The 21,368-nt window shown below is 66.1% G+C and carries 24 protein-coding genes; 6 read left to right on the top strand and 18 right to left on the bottom strand.

Annotated features, from left to right (window positions below; genetic code table 11):
• Positions 1 to 25 precede the first annotated feature (25 nt).
• The 11 genes from AC0QC4_RS12265 to hisB form a co-directional block, all read right to left on the bottom strand.
• A complete protein-coding gene (locus tag AC0QC4_RS12265) occupies positions 26 to 616 on the bottom strand; it encodes an NIF family HAD-type phosphatase (protein WP_483660184.1) in 591 nt (196 codons plus the stop codon).
• On the bottom strand, positions 604 to 1,956 hold the full coding sequence (locus AC0QC4_RS12260) for a phosphotransferase (RefSeq protein WP_483660183.1): 1,353 nt from the start codon (positions 1,954 to 1,956) through the stop codon (positions 604 to 606). Before AC0QC4_RS12260 ends, AC0QC4_RS12265 begins: the two co-directional genes overlap by 13 nt.
• Positions 1,957 to 2,108: 152 nt before the next feature.
• Positions 2,109 to 2,585, bottom strand: a complete 477-nt coding sequence (locus AC0QC4_RS12255) for a YaiI/YqxD family protein (protein WP_483660182.1) — start codon at positions 2,583 to 2,585, stop codon at positions 2,109 to 2,111.
• A 120-nt stretch (positions 2,586 to 2,705) separates the two neighbouring features.
• A complete protein-coding gene (locus tag AC0QC4_RS12250) occupies positions 2,706 to 4,571 on the bottom strand; it encodes a DEAD/DEAH box helicase (RefSeq protein ID WP_483660181.1) in 1,866 nt (621 codons plus the stop codon).
• Between the two features lie 156 nt (positions 4,572 to 4,727).
• The gene (locus tag AC0QC4_RS12245; protein ID WP_483660180.1) at positions 4,728 to 5,918 is read right to left on the bottom strand and encodes a BaiN/RdsA family NAD(P)/FAD-dependent oxidoreductase; all 1,191 of its coding nucleotides are present in this window, start codon (positions 5,916 to 5,918) and stop codon (positions 4,728 to 4,730) included.
• Positions 5,919 to 5,996: 78 nt separating this feature from the next.
• Positions 5,997 to 6,374 carry a histidine triad nucleotide-binding protein gene (locus tag AC0QC4_RS12240; RefSeq protein WP_483660179.1) on the bottom strand — a complete coding sequence of 126 codons (378 nt, stop codon included), beginning with the start codon at positions 6,372 to 6,374 and terminating at the stop codon, positions 5,997 to 5,999.
• A gap of 60 nt (positions 6,375 to 6,434) precedes the next feature.
• Complete coding sequence (locus tag AC0QC4_RS12235; protein ID WP_483660178.1) at positions 6,435 to 6,752, bottom strand: phosphoribosyl-ATP diphosphatase; 318 nt, start codon at positions 6,750 to 6,752, stop codon at positions 6,435 to 6,437.
• Between the two features lie 10 nt (positions 6,753 to 6,762).
• The gene (hisF, locus tag AC0QC4_RS12230; protein WP_483660177.1) at positions 6,763 to 7,551 is read right to left on the bottom strand and encodes an imidazole glycerol phosphate synthase subunit HisF; all 789 of its coding nucleotides are present in this window, start codon (positions 7,549 to 7,551) and stop codon (positions 6,763 to 6,765) included.
• Positions 7,548 to 8,282, bottom strand: coding sequence for a 1-(5-phosphoribosyl)-5-[(5-phosphoribosylamino)methylideneamino]imidazole-4-carboxamide isomerase (gene hisA, locus AC0QC4_RS12225; protein ID WP_483660176.1), 735 nt, complete (start codon positions 8,280 to 8,282; stop codon positions 7,548 to 7,550). Before hisA ends, hisF begins: the two co-directional genes overlap by 4 nt.
• Positions 8,270 to 8,893: an imidazole glycerol phosphate synthase subunit HisH gene (gene hisH / locus AC0QC4_RS12220; RefSeq protein ID WP_483660175.1), complete on the bottom strand. Its 624-nt coding sequence runs from the start codon at positions 8,891 to 8,893 to the stop codon at positions 8,270 to 8,272. The genes hisA and hisH overlap by 13 nt, the downstream gene beginning before the upstream one ends.
• On the bottom strand, positions 8,894 to 9,529 hold the full coding sequence (gene hisB / locus AC0QC4_RS12215) for an imidazoleglycerol-phosphate dehydratase HisB (protein ID WP_483660174.1): 636 nt from the start codon (positions 9,527 to 9,529) through the stop codon (positions 8,894 to 8,896).
• 76 nt (positions 9,530 to 9,605) lie between these two features.
• Between hisB and AC0QC4_RS12210 the strand changes: the two genes are divergently transcribed.
• Positions 9,606 to 10,091: an SspB family protein gene (locus AC0QC4_RS12210; RefSeq protein WP_483660173.1), complete on the top strand. Its 486-nt coding sequence runs from the start codon at positions 9,606 to 9,608 to the stop codon at positions 10,089 to 10,091.
• 6 nt (positions 10,092 to 10,097) lie between these two features.
• Here AC0QC4_RS12210 and AC0QC4_RS12205 read toward each other — a convergent pair whose 3' ends face one another.
• On the bottom strand, positions 10,098 to 10,682 hold the full coding sequence (locus AC0QC4_RS12205; RefSeq protein WP_483660172.1) for a YdcF family protein: 585 nt from the start codon (positions 10,680 to 10,682) through the stop codon (positions 10,098 to 10,100).
• An 82-nt stretch (positions 10,683 to 10,764) separates the two neighbouring features.
• Here AC0QC4_RS12205 and fumC point away from each other — a divergent pair, with 82 nt between their 5' ends.
• The 3 genes from fumC to AC0QC4_RS12190 all read left to right on the top strand — a co-directional run bounded on the left by fumC (position 10,765) and on the right by AC0QC4_RS12190 (position 14,488).
• Positions 10,765 to 12,153 (top strand): class II fumarate hydratase, encoded by a 1,389-nt coding sequence (fumC, locus tag AC0QC4_RS12200; RefSeq protein ID WP_483660171.1) that lies wholly within the window; start codon positions 10,765 to 10,767, stop codon positions 12,151 to 12,153.
• Between the two features lie 80 nt (positions 12,154 to 12,233).
• Complete coding sequence (locus tag AC0QC4_RS12195) at positions 12,234 to 14,081, top strand: DUF885 domain-containing protein (RefSeq protein ID WP_483660170.1); 1,848 nt, start codon at positions 12,234 to 12,236, stop codon at positions 14,079 to 14,081.
• A 101-nt stretch (positions 14,082 to 14,182) separates the two neighbouring features.
• The gene (locus AC0QC4_RS12190) at positions 14,183 to 14,488 is read left to right on the top strand and encodes a hypothetical protein (RefSeq protein ID WP_483660169.1); all 306 of its coding nucleotides are present in this window, start codon (positions 14,183 to 14,185) and stop codon (positions 14,486 to 14,488) included.
• Here the strand turns inward: AC0QC4_RS12190 and AC0QC4_RS12185 are convergent.
• Positions 14,463 to 15,068: a DUF2585 family protein gene (locus AC0QC4_RS12185; protein ID WP_483660168.1), complete on the bottom strand. Its 606-nt coding sequence runs from the start codon at positions 15,066 to 15,068 to the stop codon at positions 14,463 to 14,465. The two genes, AC0QC4_RS12190 and AC0QC4_RS12185, sit on opposite strands and share 26 nt — an antisense overlap.
• A gap of 56 nt (positions 15,069 to 15,124) precedes the next feature.
• On the opposite strand from AC0QC4_RS12185, the gene gmk reads away from it, so the two are divergent.
• Entirely contained in the window at positions 15,125 to 15,796 is a 672-nt protein-coding gene (gene gmk, locus AC0QC4_RS12180; RefSeq protein WP_483660167.1) for a guanylate kinase, read from the top strand.
• A 33-nt stretch (positions 15,797 to 15,829) separates the two neighbouring features.
• On the opposite strand, the gene AC0QC4_RS12175 is transcribed toward gmk, so the two are convergent.
• From AC0QC4_RS12175 to AC0QC4_RS12155, 5 genes are all read right to left on the bottom strand, one after another.
• Entirely contained in the window at positions 15,830 to 16,264 is a 435-nt protein-coding gene (locus AC0QC4_RS12175; protein ID WP_483660166.1) for an acyl-CoA thioesterase, read from the bottom strand.
• Between the two features lie 4 nt (positions 16,265 to 16,268).
• Entirely contained in the window at positions 16,269 to 16,781 is a 513-nt protein-coding gene (locus AC0QC4_RS12170; RefSeq protein ID WP_483660165.1) for a DUF1993 family protein, read from the bottom strand.
• A 156-nt stretch (positions 16,782 to 16,937) separates the two neighbouring features.
• Positions 16,938 to 17,720 carry an SDR family NAD(P)-dependent oxidoreductase gene (locus AC0QC4_RS12165; protein WP_483660164.1) on the bottom strand — a complete coding sequence of 261 codons (783 nt, stop codon included), beginning with the start codon at positions 17,718 to 17,720 and terminating at the stop codon, positions 16,938 to 16,940.
• Between the two features lie 174 nt (positions 17,721 to 17,894).
• Positions 17,895 to 19,067 (bottom strand): acetyl-CoA C-acetyltransferase, encoded by a 1,173-nt coding sequence (locus AC0QC4_RS12160; RefSeq protein WP_483660163.1) that lies wholly within the window; start codon positions 19,065 to 19,067, stop codon positions 17,895 to 17,897.
• Between the two features lie 107 nt (positions 19,068 to 19,174).
• Positions 19,175 to 20,329: an acyl-CoA dehydrogenase family protein gene (locus AC0QC4_RS12155; RefSeq protein ID WP_483660162.1), complete on the bottom strand. Its 1,155-nt coding sequence runs from the start codon at positions 20,327 to 20,329 to the stop codon at positions 19,175 to 19,177.
• Positions 20,330 to 20,445: 116 nt separating this feature from the next.
• Here AC0QC4_RS12155 and AC0QC4_RS12150 point away from each other — a divergent pair, with 116 nt between their 5' ends.
• Positions 20,446 to 21,354 (top strand): SMP-30/gluconolactonase/LRE family protein, encoded by a 909-nt coding sequence (locus tag AC0QC4_RS12150; protein ID WP_483660161.1) that lies wholly within the window; start codon positions 20,446 to 20,448, stop codon positions 21,352 to 21,354.
• Positions 21,355 to 21,368 lie beyond the last annotated feature (14 nt).

Raw genomic sequence — 21,368 nt, 5'->3', positions numbered from 1 at the left:
CTCCGATGTTTCCTATTGGTTTTGATTAGGATGAAGCGGCGATGCTTGTTCTCCACCCACGCTTTTCGATTATTCGAACATTCGCGACATTTTTGATTGATTCCAGATAGCGGGCGAGAAGCAGAAGTTCGTCATCATGGAGTTGCCCCTCATACTCGCTGGGATAAATGGCATTTCCGTAGTTGCAGGCGCACTTCTCCGGCGTGTCGTCGACAATCAACATGCGCTCGAGCGGCCAGCCGAAACGCTTCAGTTTGGCGAGCGGCTTGAGATAATGTCTGTGGTTCCAGGGGTCGAAGAATGACGAGCCATCGTCGCGGGATACTCGGCTGAAACTGGCCTTGCTTCTACCCCAAATGAACTGCAGCCTGTCTGTCTGGCGTATGACTTGTTCGACCACGGCCTGAACATAGGCGTCGGAAGCCGATGACCAGATACCGACCGCAAAACTGTCGAAGCACGCCTCCATAAATGCATCCAGATGCGGGCGACGATAGATGTGATAGTCATAGATGACATGATCTGCTGGGCGACGAAGCGGTTCCTCGCGGGCGTGAATCAGGGTCTCGTCGAGATCGAGGACCAGCAGAATATGCCGATCGCTTAGCCGCCCCACAGCGCCCTCGCCTTGGCCAGCGCAGCATATTTGGGAACGTCATTGACGAGCTTGTCGAGCGCCATGCGGCGCAGGCGCGACAGCAGGCCGGGGGTGGCGAGGGTGGCGCGGCCGGTGAGCAGGTCGTCGGCCAGCGCCTTGTCGGCGAAGGCGACAGGATGCTCCAGCTCGCGGCGGACCATGCCGAGCGCGTTGATGGCGACAGCGGCCATGAACTTGTCACGGCCCTCGGCGCGTGCCTTGACGTCGGTTGCCAGCCAGTCAGCGATGGCACCGAGGATTTCGCTGGCGGTAGTTTCTCCAGCGGGTGTCGGGGCCACCGTTAGCGGCGCTGGCTCAAGGCCGGGGCGACGGAGGGATTCGGGCAGTTCCTCCTCCAGCAGCAACAGCAGGTCCAGCTCATTCTCGCTGGTGCGCCGAGCGATCACCGCACGTTCCAGATTGGCGTCGACACCGCTGCGCCAGATCTGCCCCATCTGCAGGCAGCCGAGCGCCCACCAGGCTGTGCGATAGACCAGCCAGAAGCGGAAGCGGGCGCGATCCACAGGGCCACCGCCTGCGGCTTCATAGGCAGCGAAATAGCGGTCGAGATCGGCGAGGCCGAAGGCGGGCCGGTCGATCCGGCCGAAGCGCCACACGGTCATGCAGCCATAGGCGAGATCCTCATGCGCGTCGCCGATATGCGCCAGTTCCCAGTCGAGCACGGCGGCGAGACCATCGCGCGTCGCCATGATATTGCCCATGCGCAGGTCGCCATGCACCAGCGCAGGCGGCGCGGTTGCGGGCAGATGCTCCTCCAGCCAGCGCAGCGCGGCGGCGATGATCGGGCGATCGCCGCCGTAATCGAGGAAACGCGCCTTGAGTGCCGCGAGCGCCTCTGCGGTGTCCATCAGCGGGATGTCGGCGGGCAGACGGTCCAGCTGCAGCGCGTGGATGCGCGCCAGTTCGCGGGCGACATCCTCAATGAGCTGCGGCGCGGGATCGGCGAGGATCGCAGCGGGGCTGACCTCGGCCTCGACCCGCACCATCACATAGCCTTCGCCGAGCCCGTCGTCCGGTTTCAGCTCGGCCACCACATGTGGCGCGAGCACACCGCCTGCACGCGCGGCGCGGACCAGCGCGGCTTCGGTATCGAGCCCGAACGGCCGCCCGGCCATCCACTCGGCCGATGGCGCGCGCCTCAGGATCAAGCCGCGCACATCGCCCGGCTGACCCCAGTCGATCGACCAGCTTTCCATGTTCGCGCCGCCCGACAACCGGTTGAGCGCCAGAATGTGCCCCGGCGCGATGCGCGCCAGCACGGCGGCAAGGCGGGTCTGGAAATCGGCATCGGTGAGCATGGCGCCAAGTGTTGGCCAAGGTGACGCTTTCGTCAACGTCAACTTATCGCGGCCATCGTCATTCTCAAGAAGGCGGGAATCCAACCGTTACCTTTGCCCCATGACGGGTAGGAAGATGAATTCCCGCCTTTGCGGAAACAACGAGAATGAGGCTAACGAGTCACCCGCTTCATCCGCACCAGCATCGTGTCGAGCTCTGACAGGAAGCGCGACCGATCTGCCTTGCTGAACGGCGCAGGACCGCCGATGGGTGCGCCAACCGCGCCGGCCCGCAAATCGGCCATGATCGCGCGGACGGCGACCGCGCTACCGATACCGGAACCAGTAAACGGCTTGCCGTTGGGAGCGAGCACCGATGCGCCCGCCTTCAGGCATCGGTCGGCGAGCAAAATGTCGGCGGTGACCACCAGCGTCGCGGGGCCGGCTTGTCCGGCAATCCAGTCGTCGGCGGCGTCGAACGTGTCGCTCACCACCATGCGACTGACCAGTGGATGATCGGGGATGCGCAGGTGGCTGTTGGCGACGATCACCACCTCCACCGCATGCCGCCACGCGACCTTGTACACCTCGTCCTTGACCGGGCAGGCATCGGCATCGACGAGGATGCGGATGGGAGGGGCTGCATTCATGCCATCCCCATAACCTGACTATGCTGAGCTTGTCGAAGCACTGTACTTTCCTTCTACACGGGCAGACAAGTACAGCCCTTCGACAAGCTCAGGGAACTCGGTTGGTGGGGCGCCTCAGCCCTACCGCTTCGGCGGTTTGCCCTTGAACGGAGCACGGCCAGCCCCGGCCTGCGGCGGGAAATTGCCCGGCGTGCGCTTGGCACCCGGACGCCCCGCTCCTGGGCCACGCGGACCACGCGGCGGGCCGTCATGGCGCGGGCCATCGCCGCGTTCGCCATATTTGGGTGCCAGACGGCCCCTCGGCGGTGTGCCGCGCGGAGCAGCGCCACGCGGGCCATCGCCGCGGCCGCCGCGCTCTAGCTGCGGGCCATTCGGTGCGGGGGTGATGGCGATGCCGCTCTCATCCTCCGCATCCGGCCGGGCGGTGCGGCGCAGCGCATCGGCGAAGCGGTCGGCAATGGCGCGCGGGATTTCGACGAAGCTCTCGGTCTGGCCGATGCGGATCGCGCCGATTTCCCCCTTGGTGACATGGCCGCGACGGCAGATCAGCGGCAGCATCCAGCGCGGATCGGCATTCTGGCGGCGGCCGACGTCCATGCGGAACCAGACGGTGTCCTCGAACCCGGGGCGCGGACCACGGTCGGGGCGCTCGCCGCGTTCGCGCGGGGCCGGACCGGTATCGACTATCAGCTCCTCTGGCGCTGGCAGTCGCGCACGATGCGCATGAACCAGCGCCGCGGCAATTTCCTGCGCCGACTTCTGTTCCAGCAGTCGCTCGGCGAGCAGCGCGTCTTCTTCATCGGTCTCGACCGGAGCCATCAGCGTCTCGATCAGCCGGGCACGGTCCTGCTCGCGGATCTGTTCGGGCGTCGGGGCACCCAGCCATTCGGCCTGCACCTTGGCGTCGCGCAGCATCATCTCCACCCGGCGGCGGCGCGGATAGGGGACGATCAGCACCGCTGTGCCCTTCTTGCCCGCGCGGCCGGTGCGGCCCGAGCGGTGCTGCAGCGTTTCTGGATCGCGCGGAATCTCGACATGGATGACGAGGCTGAGCGTCGGCAGGTCGATGCCCCGCGCCGCGACATCGGTGGCGACGCAAACACGGGCGCGACGATCGCGCAGCGCCTGCAGCGCGTGGTTGCGCTCGCTCTGGCTATGCTCGCCCGACAGCGCCACCACGGCAAAGCCGCGCTCGGTCAAGCTGGCATGGAGGTGGCGGACATTGTCGCGCGTCGCGCAGAACAGCATTGCCGTCTCCGCCTCATGCAAGCGCAACAGGTTGACCACGGCATTTTCGATATCGGCGGGGGCGACAGTCACCGCCTGATAACTGATGTCGCCATGACCGCGATCCTGCCCCAGCGTTTCGATGCGCAGCGCGTCGCGCTGGTAGCGCCTGGCCAGCGCCACGATCGGCTTGGGCATGGTTGCCGAGAACAGCAGCGTGCGCCGGCTCTCCGGCGTTGCGTCGAGAATCTGTTCGAGATCGTCGCGAAAGCCCATGTCGAGCATTTCGTCGGCCTCATCGAGCACCGCGACCTTGAGCGCCGACAGGTCGAGCGCGCCACGTTCCAGGTGATCGCGCAGGCGACCCGGCGTGCCGACGACGATATGCGCGCCATGGCTGAGCATCCGGCGCTCACGCGAGGCATCCATGCCGCCGACGCAGGTGGCGATGCGGGTGCCGGAGGCGCGGTAGAGCCACAGCAATTCGCGGCTGACCTGCAAGGCGAGTTCGCGGGTCGGCGCGACGATCAGCGCTACGGGAGCGCGGGTGACAGCCAGAGTCGCGGCGTCCATCAGCAGTTCGTCGGCCATGGCGAGCCCGAATGCGACGGTCTTGCCCGAACCGGTTTGCGCCGAGACGATCAGGTCACGGCCATGCGCTTCGGGTTCGAGGACGGCAGCCTGCACCGGGGTGGGGGATTCGTAGCCCCGTTCGGAGAGCGCCTCCGCGAGGATCGGCGAGAGGGTAGAAAAAGACATGGGAGTTCCAATTAGAAGGTCCTCCCCGGCACGGGGAGGGGGACCATCCGAAGGATGGTGGAGGGGCAGGTGCGGCGTGGCGCGACGTCCGGAAACGCCGCATCTGTCCTTCCACCACTTCGTGGTCCCCCTCCCCCAAAGGGGGAGGATCAGGTGTCAGAGCGACTGGCCTGCGGCCCATCCGCTCGCCCACGCCCATTGAAAATTATAGCCACCGAGCCAGCCGGTGACGTCCACGGCTTCCCCGATGGCATGAAGCCCCGGCACGCGCCGCGATTCCATGTCTTTCGAGGACAGCTCGGCGGTGCTGATACCGCCAACGGTCACTTCCGCCTTGGCAAAACCTTCGCTGCCATTGGGGTGGAATTGCCAGCCGGAAATCCGAGCTTGCACCGCTCCTAGCACAGTATCGGTGATATTGGCGAGTGCTATGTCGCACTGCACAATATCCATGAGCTTGTCGGCCAGCGCATCGGCCAATCGTGCGGGGAGGTACGTGTCGAGCAGCTTGCGAACCGTGGTGCGCGGTTGCGTCCGCTTCTCGGCGATCAGCCAGCCAGATTCTGCGGCGGGGATGAAATCGATGCCGATCGCCTCGCCATGGCGCCAGTAAGAGGAGACCTGCAGGATGGCAGGACCCGACAGCCCCTTGTGGGTGAACAGCGCGGCTTCGCGAAAGGCGGCTTTGCCAGCCCTGGCCTCGACCGATGCGGCCACCCCGGCCAGTTCGCGGAACAATGTTTCGTCCCCGCCCAGCGTCAGCGGCACCAGCGCCGGCCGCGGTTCGACGACTTTCAACCCGAACCGGCGGGCGAGATCATAGGCAAAACCGGTGGCGCCCAGCTTGGGGATAGAAAGGCCGCCCGTGGCGATGACGAGGCGCGGAGCGGCTGCCGTGCGACCACCGACCGAAACCGAGAACAGGCCATCGGCGTGAGCCACGGCACCGATGCCTTCCCCGAACCAGTGAGTCACCCCGCCCTTGGCGCATTCCTCCATCAGCAAGGCGACGATCTGCTTGGCCGATCCATCGCAGAACAGCTGGCCGAGCGTCTTTTCGTGCCAGGCGATACCATAGGCATCGACCAGATCGATGAAATCCTGCGGCGCATAACGGCTGAGCGCGGACTTGGCGAAATGCGGATTGGCGGAGATGAAATTCTGTGCCGCGGCATGGATGTTGGTGAAATTGCAGCGTCCGCCGCCCGAGATCAGTATCTTCTTGCCCGGTTCGTCGGCATGATCGACCAGCAGCACCCGGCGCCCGCGTTGCCCGGCTTGGCCTGCGCAGAACAGCCCGGCCGCGCCGGCGCCGAGGACGATGGCGTCGAAACCATGCGTGGTCATAGGCTCGCCCCGGCGCAGCGCCAGCCAAACGATTGATGCTCGGCGCTACCGCGCCAGCTTGCCTGTAGATGCTCGGCGCTACCGCGCCAGCATTGGCCCCAGCGGCTGGCCGGCAAAGATGTGGACATGGAGATGGGGTACTTCCTGATGGCCATGCTTGCCGATGTTGGCGAGCAGCCGGTAGCCGGGCTCGACGAAGCCGGCAGCGCGGGCGACATGGCCGACCGCACGGATGAAGCCCGCGATTTCGCCTTCGGACGCGCGAGCGGAAAAATCGTCCAAGCTGACATAGGCGCCGGTGGGGATAACCAGGATGTGATGCGGAGCCTGCGGATTGATGTCGTGAAAGGCCAGCGCATGCTCGTCGCGATAGACTTCACGGCACGGTATCTCGCCGCGCAGGATGCGGGCGAAGATGTTGGTGTCGTCATAGGGCAGCGTCGGGTCGATGGGCATGGTGCATCCTTCATCCCGCCATTGCGCGCGCAGCGAAGCAATGACGGAGCCGTTCAATCATCACGTTCTGGCGGCCTTTTCGACCAGCCCCGAGGTGCCGTGACGGCGCGCCAGCTCGGCCGCGACATCGTCCAGACCAAGGCCGCGCAGCTTGAGCAGCAGGGTGAGGTGGAAGAGGAGATCGGCCGCTTCTCCGACCAGCGCCCCGTCACCTTCGCCCAGCGCGGCGATGACGGTTTCGACCGCTTCCTCACCCACCTTCTGCGCCACTTTGGACAGGCCCTTGGCAGCGAGGCTGGCGACATAGCTGGAAGCCGCATCGCCCGCGGCGAGACGGTCGGCGATCACCTGTTCCAATGCGGAGAAACGGTCGGTCATGCCGGTCTTGTCAGGCCGTGCGCACGGCAGAGTCAATGGGTCGCCGCACCGGCAAGCCCGCCGCAGCGAGCGCCGCGTGCGCGTCGGCGATGCTGGCTTCGCCGAAATGGAAAATCGAGGCGGCAAGAACCGCGCTCGCCCCGCCCAGGGTCACCCCCTCCACCAGATGCTGCAGGGTGCCGACGCCGCCCGAGGCGATGACGGGGACGCGGACCGCCTCGGCGATGGCGCGGACCAGGGCGAGGTCATAACCGTCGCGCGTGCCATCGCGGTCCATCGACGTGACCAGTAGTTCGCCCGCGCCGAGTTCCGCGAGCCGGATGGCGTGGGCCAGCGCGTCGATACCAGTGGGCGTGCGGCCACCGTGGGTGAAGATTTCCCACCGGCCGGATGCCACGCTGCGCGCGTCGATGCTGGCGACGCAGCACTGGCTGCCGAAGCGCTCCGCGATGTCGGCGACCAGCTCCGGCCGGGCGACAGCGGCGCTGTTGACTGCGACCTTGTCCGCGCCTGCCAGCAGCAGTGCCCGCGCGTCTTCGGCCGTGCGCACGCCGCCGCCGACGGTGAGCGGCATGAAACAGACTTCCGCCGTGCGCGCGACCATGTCGAGCAGCGTCCCGCGTCCTTCATGGCTGGCGGTGATGTCGAGGAAGCAAAGCTCGTCTGCCCCGGCGGCATCATAAGCGCGTGCGGCTTCTACCGGATCGCCGGCGTCGCGCAGATCGACGAAATTGATGCCCTTGACGACGCGGCCGTCCTTGACGTCGAGACAGGGGATGACGCGGGTGCGGACGGTCACCGGCTTGCCACCCGGATTGCCTCACCCAGGTCCAGCCGTCCGTCGTAGAGCGCGCGGCCGGTGATCACGCCTTCGATACCGTCCGCGACATGCGGCAGCAGCGCGTGAATATCGGCGATGCCGGCAACGCCACCCGATGCGATGACCGGGATCGAGACCGCGCGGGCCAGCGCCACGGTCGCGGGGACATTGCAGCCCTTGAGCAGGCCATCGCGCCCGACGTCGGTGAACAGCAGCGCGGCGACGCCGGCATCCTCGAAGCGGCGGGCGAGATCGGTGACCGCCACGTCGGAGACATCGGCCCAGCCTTCGGTCGCGACATAACCGTCGCGCGCATCGACGCCGACGACGATGCGTCCCGGCATGTCTCGCGCGGCGCTACGCACGAAGTCGGGGTCCTTGAGCGCGGCGGTGCCGATGATGACGCGATCCACGCCAAGCGCGAGCCAGCGGTCCACCCCGGCACGATCACGGATGCCGCCGCCGACCTGTACCTTGCCGGGGAAGGCGGCGATGATGCTCTCCACGGCCGTGCCGTTGATACTGGCACCGGCGAACGCACCGTCGAGATCGACAACGTGGAGGTGGGTCGCGCCTGCGTCTGCAAACGCCCGCGCCTGCGCGGCGGGATCGTCACCATAGACGGTGGCGCGGTCCATATCGCCCTCGGCAAGGCGCACGACCTGGCCGGACTTGAGATCGATGGCGGGGAAGATGGTCAGGGCCGCCATGCAAGGAACCTCTCCAAGAACGCGATGCCGTAACGCTGGCTTTTTTCCGGATGGAACTGGACACCCAGCGCGGTGTCGCGCTGTACTGCAGCGACGACGTCGTGCGTGCCGTGGCGGGTCACCGCGCAGATCGCCGGGTTAGCCTCGTCCGCCATCATCGCATAGCCGTGCAGAAAATAGGCCTCGCCCGGCTCGATAAGGGTCGGCGCGCCGCACGGGACGACATCGTTCCAGCCCATGTGCGGGACACGGGCGGCCGCAGACGGCTCCAGCGCCACCACCGAACCGGTCACCCAGCCCATGCCGGCATGCTCGCCATGTTCGACGCCATAGTCCGCCATCAGTTGCATGCCGACGCAAATGCCAAGGAAGGGGCGGCCATCGGCAAAAGTACGCGCCGCCATTGCCTCGATCATGCCGTCGATGGCGGACAGATTGTCCATGCAATGCTTGAACGCGCCGACCCCGGGCAGGACAATGCGATCCGCGTGCGCGACAACATCCGGATCCGCGGTCACCGCGACGCCCTCGGCCCCCGCCGCCTGCAGCGCGTTTGCCACCGAGCGCAGATTTCCCGCGCCATAATCGATGAGGGCGATAGTCGTGGACATTTACTCGGCGAGGCTGCCTTTGCCCAATATGCCCTTGGTCGAGGGCACGGCATCCGCCACGCGCAGATCGATGGCGACAGCGGCGCGCAAGGCCCGCGCCAGTGCCTTGAACAGGCTCTCGGCGATGTGGTGGTTATTCTCGCCGTACAGGGTCTCGAGATGGAGCGTGATCCCGGCGGTCTGCGCGAAGCTGGCGAACCAGTGGCTGAACAGCTCGGTGTCCATCTCCCCCAGCCGCGGTTGGCTGAAGCCCGATTTCCAGACGAAATGCGGGCGACCGGATATGTCGAGCGCGGCGCGGCTCAGCGTTTCGTCCATCGGCGCATAAGCATGGCCGTAGCGGACGATGCCTCGCCGGTCGCCCAGCGCATCCGATATCGCCTGCCCCAGCGCCAGCGCGCTGTCTTCCACGGTGTGGTGCTGGTCGATGTGCAGATCGCCCTCGACGTCCATGGTCACGTCGATCAGCGAGTGGCGCGAGAGCTGTTCGACCATATGATCGAGAAAGCCGATGCCGGTCGACACGGCATAGGCACCGGTCCCGTCGAGATTGACCTCGATACGGATGCGCGTCTCGCGCGTATCACGCTGGATGGTTCCGACCCGCGCTGCGCGGGAGTCTTCTGAGCTACGCATGCGCGCCCCTATAGGCCGCCCGCGCATCGCGACAAGCCTCTTGACCGTCACGCCGCTCCCCGCCACCAAGCGGCTTATGACTGACGAGACCCCGCCCGACAGCCTGATCCCCTATGACGAGATCGTGCAGGAAGCCCTGCGCGCCGTGGTGGGCCGCGTTCTCGGCCAGGTAGAAAAGGCTGGCGGCCATCTGCCTGGCGGGCACCATTTCTATATCACCTTCAAGACGCAGGCCCCCGGCGTCGACATCCCTGTCCACCTGATCCAGCGGTTTCCGGACGAGATGACCATCGTGCTGGAGAATCGCTTCTGGGACCTCAGCGTCCGGCCAGACGGCTTTTCGGTCGGCCTGTCGTTCAATCAGGTGGGATCGATGCTGCACATTCCGTTCAGCGCGATCACCGCCTTTGTCGATCCATCGGTCGAGTTCGGCCTGCAGTTCCAGGTCGATGTGACCGACGACGCACTGCCCGACCATGAACAGGCGGAAAACGACCCGGTGGTGCGCGAAGCCGACGACGGCTCCAATGTCGTGACGGTGGATTTCGGGCGGAAGAAGTAGCGCAGGCTACCGTCCGGTCAGCAAGAATAGGGTCGAAAACCAGATTTCGCGCAGCACAAAGCCGCCGCGCGCCTGCCATCCGCGATAGCGACTGGTCGGCGTCGCTGCCGGTTGCGCGCCTATGCCTGCGGCATCCGCCATCCAGCCGGCGCGCATCAGGTGAGCGGGATCGCTGACAATGAACGTGCTGGTCAGCTGGTGGCGGCGCATAAGGGCAGCCGCCTCGTCCAGATTCTGCCGTGTCGTGCGGGATCGGGTTTCGATGAGAATGGCCGATGCGGGCACGCCGCGCGCCATGGCATAGCGCCGCGCCACTTGCGATTCGGCAAAGCGTGCGCCGGTGCCGTAGCCGCCAGTGAGCAGCAAGCGCTCGACCCGGCCAGCGCGATAGAGCGCGATGCCATGGTCGATGCGCGCGGCGAACACCGGCGACGGGCGGCTATCATAAGCGGCAGCACCCAGCACGATGGCGACATCGGCCCTGCCTTGCGGCACGCTGCGCCCGACCGCGTCGATCCTGAGCGCGAGCCCGGCGCACCAGAAAAACAGGACGATCACGGTCCAGACAAGGATGCGGCGCAGGAGCGGCATGGCTGCGCTGTGTCCTGCGAGCGGCCTGCGCGCAAGCCCGGAGCGGTTGAGGCCGTCTCTGCGCCATGCGATAGCAGCGCGCATGACCAGCCGCACCGAAACCGACTCGCTCGGCCCCGTCGAGGTTCCTTCCTACGCTTATTGGGGGGCGCAGACCCAACGCAGCATCGGCAACTTTCCGTTCGGTGTGCGCGAACGGATGCCAATCGAGATCGTCCACGCCCTCGCCATGGTCAAACTGGCGGCAGCGCGGGTCAATCGGCGGCATGGATTGGATGCGACCATCGCCGATGCGATCGAGGCCGCTGCGCGTGAGGTGATCGACGGTCCGCTCGATGACCAGTTTCCGCTCGTCATCTGGCAGACCGGCAGCGGCACCCAGACCAATATGAACGTCAACGAGGTGATTGCGGGCCGCGCCAACGAAATGCTGACGGGAAAGCGTGGCGGCAAGACGCCAGTGCACCCCAATGATCATGTCAATCTAAGCCAATCGTCGAACGACAGTTTCCCGACGGCAATGCATGTCGCAGTGGCGCTGACGGTGCACAATCGCCTGTCTCCGGCATTGACCCGACTGCACGCCGCGCTGAACCTCAAGGCGCGGCAGTGGGCGGAGCTGGTCAAGATCGGCCGCACCCATATGCAAGATGCCACACCGGTCACGCTGGGGCAGGCCTTTTCCGGCTATGCCTGTCAGATTGCGATGGCGCAGCTGGGCATCGATACCTCGACCGAGGGCGGCATTCATGCGCTGGCGCAGGGTGGCACGGCGGTAGGAACCGGGCTCAACGCACCTGCCGGTTTCGACGTCGCGGTGGCTGCCGAGCTGAGCGCCATCGGTGGGCTGGCGTTTCGTGCAGCGGAAAACAAGTTTGAGGCGCTGGCGACGCACGATGCGCTGGTCGAACTCTCCGGCCAGCTCAACACGCTCGCTGTCGCGCTGACCAAGATCGCCAACGATATCCGCCTGCTCGGCTCCGGCCCGCGCGCCGGCTTTGGCGAGCTCATCCTGCCGGCCAACGAGCCGGGCAGCTCGATCATGCCGGGCAAGGTCAATCCGACGCAGTGCGAGATGCTGACGATGGTGGCGGCCCAGGTGATCGGCAATCATCAGGCAGTGACGGTGGGGGGGATGCAGGGGCATCTCGAGCTGAATGTGTTCAAGCCGCTGATCGCCGCCAATGTGCTGCGCTCGATCGATCTGCTCGCCACCGGCATGAACGGTTTTGCCGAGCATTGCATCGAGGGATTGCAGGCGGACGAGGCGCGGATCGCCGAACTGGTCGAGCGCTCGCTGATGCTGGTCACTGCGCTGACCCCGGCCATCGGCTATGACGCGGCAGCGGCGATTGCCAAGAAGGCACATGCGGAAGGCACGACGCTGCGCGAGGCGGCGCTGGCGCTGGGGGCGGTGGATGCGGAGACGTTCGACCGGCTTATGGATCCCAAGGCGATGGTGGGGCACTGACCCTCGCGATAACGGCTATGGACTTGCCCCCGCTCCTTCCCCGACCTAGCGTGTCAGCAACATCATACAGGAGCGCATCCATGGCCACCCCCCGCCCCATCGCCCATTTCGACCGCCGCCAGACCATGGCTGCGCTGCTGGGCGGAACCGTTCTGGCCGGCTCCGCAGCGGTCCCCTCGGTGACGCGCGCCGCGATGCAGTCCGGCCCTGCGGCACAGGCGGACGCGCTCTACGTGCGCCTGTTCGACCGGTTGCTGGTCAACAGCCCCGAAAGCGCGACCTCGCTGGGCCTCGATACCGGAGACCGCGCGGCATTGCGCGGCAAGCTGGGCAGCTCCGCAGCGGCCGACCGGTTCGGTTTTGCCAGTGTTCTGGTCGAGGAAAAGCCGGCCATCGACGCCATCGATGCCAGCGCGATGGACGCCACCCATCGGACCCGGCTGGAAGTGCTGCGCTGGTTCGCCGCGCGGGCGACCGAGATCGTCCGCACCCCCTATGGCGGGTTCGACGGCTATCCGATTCCCTACACGCTGACGCAGTTGACGGGCAGCTATCAGGGTGTGCCCGACTTCCTCGACAGCACCCACCCGATCGCCACCAGCGCCGATGCCGAGGCGGCGTTGCAGCGCATGGCGCAGATGGCGGTGGAGATCGACCATGAGGTCGAACGGTCCCGCGCCGAAGCGGCGATGGGCGTCATCCCGCCGGCCTTCATCATCGCCAAGACTTTGACCCAGACCCGGGCGCTGCGTGCGCAGCAGGGCGAGGCTTCAGGGCTGGCCACCAGCCTTGCGCGGCGTACGGCCGAGGCGAGTATAGCGGGCAATTGGGGCGCGCGTGCTGCGGCGCTGGTCGATGGTCCCATCGCTGCGGCCCTCGACCGGCAGATCGCCTTGCTGGAAGGGCTGGCACCGCGCGCGACCGACCAAGCCGGCGTCTCGCGCCTGCCCGGCGGCGAGGCTTTCTATGCGACCTGCCTGCGCCAGCACACCTCCACCGCGCTGACGCCGCAGGAGGCGCACCAGCGCGGGCTCGACGAAGTCGCCGACTATCAGGCGCGGCTGGAGCCGCTGCTGGCAGCGCAAGGGCTGACCACCGGCAGCACCGGCGCGCGGCTGACGGCGCTGGGCCAGCGCGCCGACCAGCTTTGGCCCAACACCGATGAAGGCCGCGCCGCGATGCTGGCCTATTGCAACGAGCGCAACGATGCCGTCCGGCCGCTGCTGGGGCAGATGTTCAACAACCCGCCCGCCGCGCGGCTTGAGATCCGCCGCGTGCCGCCCGCCATCGAGCTGGGCGCGCCACGCGGTTATGCGCAGCGCGGCAGCCTCGATGGTACCCGCCCCGGCGCTTTCTACATCAACCTGCGCAACACCACCGACTGGCCGCGTTTCGCCATCCCGACCTTCGTCTATCATGAAGGCATCCCCGGCCACGTCTTCCAGGGCGCGGTGCTGCTCGGCACCGATCTGCCGCTGCTGCACCGCAGCCTGGGCATCGCTGCCTATGGCGAGGGCTGGGGCCTCTATGCCGAGCAGATCGCCGACGAGCTCGGCCTTTATGCCGATGAGCCGCTGGGCCGCATCGGCTATCTGCAGGCCGCGCTCTACCGTGCGGTGCGCGTGGTGGTCGACACCGGCATGCATGCACTGGGCTGGAGCAAGGAGCGCGCACTGGCCTATATGATCGACATCAGCGGGCTGGCGCAGCGCGCGGCGGAGAATGAGATCGACCGCTATATCGTCTGGCCGGGTCAGGCGACCAGCTACAAGCTCGGCCATAGCGAGATCGTCCGTGCACGCGAAGCGGCCCGCCGCACGATGGGTGCGCGCTTCGACATCAAGGGTTTCCATGACATCGTGCTGCGCCAGGGATCGCAGCCGCTCGAACTGCTCAGCCGCAACGTCGCGACCTGGGCGGCGAGATGAGCAATGCCCGCCACTGCCGGCGCGGTGGCGGGACCTATGGAACAAGACACCACGGCTGTGCGTAGGGCGGGGAGACGGAAACAATGAAGGGGCCGGTGGCCGTGATCGGACAAATCGTTGGCGCAGCGCTGGGTGGCGCGATCAGCAAGGAACAGCGGGCGGACCCCGTCAAGGGCGCTGTCATCGGTGCCGCGACAATGTTCGTCGCACGGCGGTTCCTGCCGGCACGGGTTGCCACGCTAGGCGCTGCGATTGCCGCTGGCTATGTCACGCGCAAGCTGGCCCAGCGAGCCGAGCGGCGCGAAGCGGCGATGAAGCTGTTGCCATCTCCCGACCCCGCACCGGCCGCCGCGAACGCACCGGCCACGGTGCAGTCGTCGGCTACGCGCCCGCCTGCCACATCCTGATCCCCTCCACAGGGTAGAGCAGCATCAACACGTTGAGCGTCAGATTGTCGCGGATGACGAACAGGGTGAGCAGTTCGAACAGGATCGCGAACCCGACCGTCGCCCGCCACGGCAGCCTGTGCGCGGCATAGAAGCCGAGCAGCATCCAGCCGCAATCGGCCATCGAATTGAGCACGCTGTCACCCGAATAGCCCACCGCCAGCGTCGCCTGCCGGTAACGGTCGATCACCGACGGCGAATTTTCCAGCAGTTCCCACGCCAGCTCCAGCGCTGCCGCGAGGGCGAGGCGCGGGCCAAGTGCAAGATCGCCATAAGGCACAATGCCGATCGGGCGCGGGCCCGATTGCTTCCAGCGCATCAGCAGATGCGTCCACCAGTAGAAGATCGTGCCATGGATGATGTGGCTGGGGGTGTACCAGTCCGCGATATGCTGGCTGTTGCCCGGGCTATTGATGCCCGGTTCCCATAGCTTGATGTATCCGCAGGTGCAGATCGGCGGACGGCCCATCCACCACAGAATCAGCGCGGCACCGGCCATCAGGCCTGCGACGATGATCCACCATTTTCTGCCGATTGCCATGTCGTCACGCCCCTGCGCCTGATTGACGGGGCAGACGCTGCGTTGCAAGAGCGCGCATGGCCGCCAACGATTCCGCCCCGCCGCACCCTGACCATTTTCGCCGTCGCGGCATCCTGTTCGTGGTGTCCTCGCCGTCCGGCGCTGGCAAATCGACCATCTCGCGCATGCTGCTCAAGGCCGACAAGCAGCTGGCGATGTCGGTGTCCGCGACCACCCGGCCGCCGCGCCCGGGCGAGAAGGACGGGCGCGATTACCGCTTCGTCGATGTGGCGCGGTTCAAGGAGATGGCGTCCAAGGGCCAGTTCCTCGAATGGGCCCACGTCTTCGGCCACCGCTACGGCACGCCCCGCGCGCCGGTCGAGCGCGCGCTGAAGAACGGGCGCGATGTCCTGTTCGACATCGACTGGCAGGGCGCGCAGCAGCTGTATCAGCAGGCGGGTGGCGACGTTGTGCGCATCTTCATCTTCCCGCCGTCACTGGCCGAGCTGGAACGGCGACTACGCGATCGCGGGACCGACAGCGACGAGGTTATAACCCGCAGGATGAGCCGCGCCACCGCAGAAATCAGCCACTGGGACGGTTACGACTATGTGCTGCTCAACGACGATGTCGAGCGCTGCTACGCCGATGTGCAGAAGATCCTCGACGCCGAGCGGCTGAAGCGCAGCCGCCAGCAGGGCTTGATCGGATTCGTTCGTCGGCTGACCACCGAAGAGCAAAGCAACTGAGCTCGTCGTCGCCCGGATGACCTCCGGGGGGCGCTATCTTTCGATCAGCAGAGCTTCCAGCGCCTCGCGCAATTCGGTGCGCAGCGGCTTGGCCGCCTCGTCGGTGCGGCAGACGATGACGGTATCGCAGGTGGCGATGCAGCGACCATTCTGGTGCATTGCCTGGAGAAAGCTCCAGCTCGACGTGCCGATGTGGCCGACACCGCTGCCGATGGTGACGTCGCCCGGGAAACGCCCCTCGGCGAGATAGGTGATGGTCGCTTCCGCGACCATGGTGCGCTCATTCCGGGGCCGATCGGCCCACGGGCGCACCTTGCGGTTGAGCAATACCCTGCCGGTCTCGAACAATGCCGCAAAGGCGACATTGTTGAGATGGCCGTTGATGTCCATATCCTGAAAGCGGGTCTGGATCGTCTCATGCACCGGATAACGCGTTGCATCGAACCGCCAGGCTTCGGGCTTGGCCATGCTGTCAGAGCCCGGTCGGGAACAGGTCGATCTTGCCGAGCGGCACGCCCTTCGACCGGAAGATGGCGTAGATCATCGACAGGTGGAAATGGATGTTGGTGGTGGCGAAGCTGGCGATCCAGCGCTCGACCGGCAGCGTCGGCTGCATGCCATTGCCCAGCTCGACCGTCAGCGGCACCGTGTCTCGCCCCGCCAGTTGATTGGCGGAAATGGCGCTGACCGAGGCGCGTGATGCTGCCAGCGCCGCCTTGAAACCGGCAAGATCGGTCTCTGACCAACTGGTCCGTTCAGGCACCGGCAGGTCGGCCGCCCGCGCCGCCCAGCCGGCGGTGAAATCGGCGACCACGGCGATTTGGAAGGACAGCGGGTGCATGTCTTCCGCCAGCCGCCAGCCGAGCATCTCGGCCTCGCCGATGCCGCGCTCCTGCGCGAACGCCTCCGCCTTGCCAATGAGGTGGACGGCAGCGTCGATGGCGCGGGTGTAGATGTCGATGAAGCTGTGGAGGGTGACGGTCATGCGAGTACTCCAGTCATATCCCTCTCCCGCTGGCGGGAGGGGTCAGGGGTGGGGCGAGCGTAGCGAGCGTTTTCTCCCGCAAGTGCCCACCCCGCTGCGACTAGGCAGCAAGCTGCCAAGTCTCGCTGCCCCTCCCGCAGGCGGGAGGGGGCCGGCTTACCTCGGCGCCATGCGGATAGCGCCGTCCAGCCGCACGTCTTCGCCATTGAAATAAGCGTTCTCGATCATCGTCATGGCGAGATGCGCATATTCGACCGGATCGCCCAGCCGCTTGGGGAAGGGCACCGACGCGCCGAGTGCATCCTTGACCGGCTGCGGCGCGGCGGCGAGCAGCGGGGTGTTGAAAATGCCCGGCAGGATGGTGTTGACGCGGATGCCCTCGCCCGAAAGATCGCGCGCGATGGGCAGGGTCATGCCGACCACGCCGGCCTTCGATGCCGAGTAGGCAGCCTGACCGATCTGGCCATCTTCTGCCGCCACCGACGCGGTGTTGACGATCGCGCCGCGATCACCGTCTTCCTGCGGATCGAGGGTGAGCATGCCCGCCGCCGACTTGGCGATGCAGCGGAAAGTGCCGACCAGATTGATCTGGATGATCCAGTTGAACGCGTCGAGCGGGAAGCTCTTGATGCTGCCGTCCTGCTTCGAGCGGCTGGCGGTCTTGATCGCATTGCCGGTACCCGCGCAGTTGACGAGGATACGCTCCTGCCCATGCGCTTCGCGTGCCTTGGCAAAGGCAGCATCGACGCTCTCGTCGCTGGTGACATTGCATTCGCAGAAGATGCCACCGATTTCGGCGGCGACGGCAAGGCCCTTTTCTTCCTGCAGATCGAAGATCGCGACCTTGACCCCCTTGGCGGCGAGCGCGCGCGCGGTGGCGGCCCCGAGGCCGGAGGCGCCACCGGTGACGACAGCGGAGACGGTGGAATCGAGTTTCATGGATGGTTCCTTTCCAGTTCCCCTCTCCCGCCTGCGGAAGAGGAGCGAGATTTGAGAGAGAAGCGAGCCAGTCGCAGCGGTGAGGGTTCGCGGCACAGAACTTCGCTGCCTTCAGACACCCTCACCCTGCCGCTTTGCGGCTGTCCCTCTCCCGCAAGGCGGGAGAGGGTTCGATCAAAGCCGCTCGACGATGGTGACGTTGGCGACGCCGCCGCCTTCGCACATCGTCTGCAGACCGTATTTGCCGCCACGCGCCTTCAGCGCGCCGAGCAGCGTTGCCATCAGCTTGGTGCCCGAAGCGCCGAGCGGATGGCCGAGCGCGATCGCGCCGCCGTGGACATTGAGCTTGTCCGGGTCCGCGCCGGTGTGCTTGAGCCAGGCGAGCGGCACCGAAGCGAAGGCCTCGTTGACCTCGTAGAGATCGATGTCCGAAATCTTCATGCCCGCGCGCTGCAAGGCGCGGTCGGTCGCGAACAGCGGTTCTTCGAGCATGATCACCGGATCGCCGGCGGTGACCGTGAGGTTGTGGATGCGGGCGATCGGCGTCAGGCCGTGGCGCTTCAGCGCCTCTTCCGAGACGATCAGCACCGCGGATGCGCCATCGCAGATCTGGCTCGACGAAGCGGCGGTGATGCTGCCTTCGGGCATCAGCAGCTTGACCCCGGCGATCCCTTCCAGCGTCGCGTCGAAGCGGATGCCTTCATCGACGGTGTGCACCGCCGACCCCTCGGGGGTTTCGATGGTCAGGGGGACGATCTCGTCCTCGAACAGGCCAGCTTCGGTCGCAGCCTTGGCATTCTGGTGGCTGCGCAGCGCGAAGCGGTCGAGGTCATCCTTGGTGAAGCCATGCTTCTTGACGATCATCTCGGCGCCCATGAACTGCGACCACTGGATGCCTGGGTAGATTTCCTCGAGGCCCGGAGACTTATAATTGCCGAGGCCCTCCTTCATATGGAACATCGCGGTCGAGCCCATCGGCACGCGGGTCATGCTCTCGACGCCTGCGGCGATGACCATGTCCTGCGTGCCAGACATCACCGCCTGCGCGGCGAACTGCATCGCCTGCTGGCTGGAGCCGCACTGCCGGTCGATGGTGACAGCGGGCACGCTTTCGCCGAGCGTCTTGGCGGCGAGCACGGCATTGCGGCCGACCTGCATCGCCTGCTGCCCGCCCTGGCTGACGCAGCCCATGATGACATCGTCGATCGCCTTGCCATCGACACCGGAGCGGGTGACCAGCGCGTCGAGGGTGGCGGCGGCCATGTCGACCGGGTGCCAGCCGGCCAGCTTGCCGTTGCGCTTGCCGCCGGCAGTGCGGACGGCGTCTACGATATAGGCAGTGGGCATGAGTAAATTCCTCTCCTGAAACGTCGCCCCGGGCTCGACCCGGGGCCGCTATCGATGGTGCGCAAGGGTGCCAGCGGCCCCGGATCAAGTCCGGGGCGACGCCATGGTCACAGTTTCCGCCCGATCAGTTCCTTCATGATCTCGTTCGTGCCGCCGAAGATCCGTGTCACGCGTGCCGCGCGCCAGGCACGGGCGATGGGATATTCGTTCATATAGCCGGCACCGCCATGCAACTGCAGGCACTTGTCCATTACCTCCCACTGCAGCTCGGTGTGCCACAGCTTGGCGGCAGCACCTTCCTCTGCGGTCAGTTCCTTGCGAAGATGCCGGCCCAGCGCCCAGTCGAGGTGCGCCCAGCCGACCTGCAGCTTAGTCTTGAGATCGGCAAGGACGAAGCGGGTGTTCTGGAAATCGAGCACCGGTTTGCCGAACGCCTTGCGGTCGCGGGTGAATTCGACCGTGTCGTCGAACGCCCGCTGCGCGCTAGCCTGCGCCGAGACGGCGATGGAAAGGCGCTCCTGCGGCAGCTCGCTCATCAGATAGATGAAGCCCTTGCCCTCTTCGCCGAGGCAATTGGTGATCGGCACGCGCACGTCGTTGAAGAAGAGTTCCGACGTATCCGCCTCGTCCTGCCCGATCTTGTCGAGGTTGCGACCGCGCTGGAAGCCCTCGCGATTCGCCTCGACCAGCACGATCGAAACGCCCTTCCATTTGGGCTCGATCTCGGTGTCGGTCTTGACGCAGACCAGCACCAGATCGGCATTCTGGCCGTTGGTGATATAGGTCTTGCTGCCGTTGATGACGTAGTGGTTGCCGTCCTTTTTGGCGGTAGTGCGTATGCCCTGCAGGTCGGAACCGGTGCCCGGCTCGGTCATGGCGATGGCGGTGACGACTTCGCCCGAGACCATCTTGGGCAACCATTCGCGCTTCTGTTCTTCCGAACCGTAGCTGACCAGATAATTGACGACGATGTCCGACTGCAGCGAGAAGCCGGTGGTGGCGCGGCCATAATAGGCGCTCTCTTCATCGACGATGGCGTTGTAGCCGAAATCGAGGCCAAGCCCGCCATATTCCTCGGGCACAGTCGGGCACAGCATGCCGAGCGCGCCCGCCTTGGGCCAGATCGACTTGGGGACGATGCCGTCCTCCGCCCACTGCGCCGCGTTGGGGGCGACTTCGCTTTCGAGGAACTGCCGCACCGTGCGGCGGAACGCCTCATGATCCTCGCTGTAGGCAGAGCGCGGGATGATATCGAGGGACATATTCTCTCCTGATGCGGCTTTGTGCACTTCTGCGCGCGACTGAACCTTACCTTTACGCAAACGTCAAGTTGTGAATGCCCCTGACAGCGCGAATCACCCTGTGCTAGCAGCGCAGCATGACCGCACTGACCGCGCTTGGCGACACCCCGACTCTGCTGATCGACAGCGCCTGCACGCTGGGGGAAGGGCCACGCTGGCACAGCGGCGAACAGCGGCTCTACTGGGTCGATATCGACGCCTGTCAGCTATACCGCTGGAGCGCAGCCGATGGCAGGATCGAAGCCCGCCATTTCGACGCCCCCGTCGCCTGTTTCGCCTTCCGCGCGCGGGGCGGGCTGGTGCTGGGAATGAAGAACGGGTGCGCGCTGATCGACGCGTGGGAGGGTGCGCCGCAGCCGTTCGGCAAGCAGGTGCTTGGCGGCAAGCCGCGCCACAGGATGAACGATGGACGCACCGACAGCTTGGGGCGCTTCTGGGTCGGCAGCCTCAACGGCGCCAAGGATGTCGAGGATGCGACACTGTACCGGCTCGACCCCGACGGCGCCCTAGCCGGGATCGAAAGCGGGATGACCACGTGCAACGGCGCGGCGTTCAGCGCCGATGGGCGCCGCTTCGCACACAGCGACACGCCCAGCCACGCCGTGCGCCTCTACGATGTCGATCCGGCGGACGGCACGCTGCTCAACCGCCGCCTGTTCCATCAGTTCGAACGTGGTGTCGGCCCCGGCCTCGGGCGGCCCGACGGCGGCAGTTTCGATGCCGAGGGCTGCTATTGGGTGGCGCTGTTCGACGGCTGGCGCGTGGTGCGGCTGTCGCCCGATGGCACCCTGCTGCGCGAGGTACGGCTGCCGGTGCAGCGGCCGACCATGATTGCTTTTGGTGGCGAGGATTTGCGCACCGCCTTCGTCACCACCGCCCGCACCGGGCTCGATCCCGGGGCGCTGGCGGACCAACCCGGCGCGGGCGGTGTGTTCGCCTTTCGTGTCGATACGCCGGGGGTGGCGGAGCGCACCTTTGGCGGCTAGGTCCTCCGGCGCGT

The sequence above is a fragment of the Sphingomonas sp. jy18 genome, from assembly GCF_056931895.1.
The sequence above is the reverse complement of the archived record's forward strand: the minus strand, read 5'-3'. Positions and strand labels throughout refer to the sequence as shown.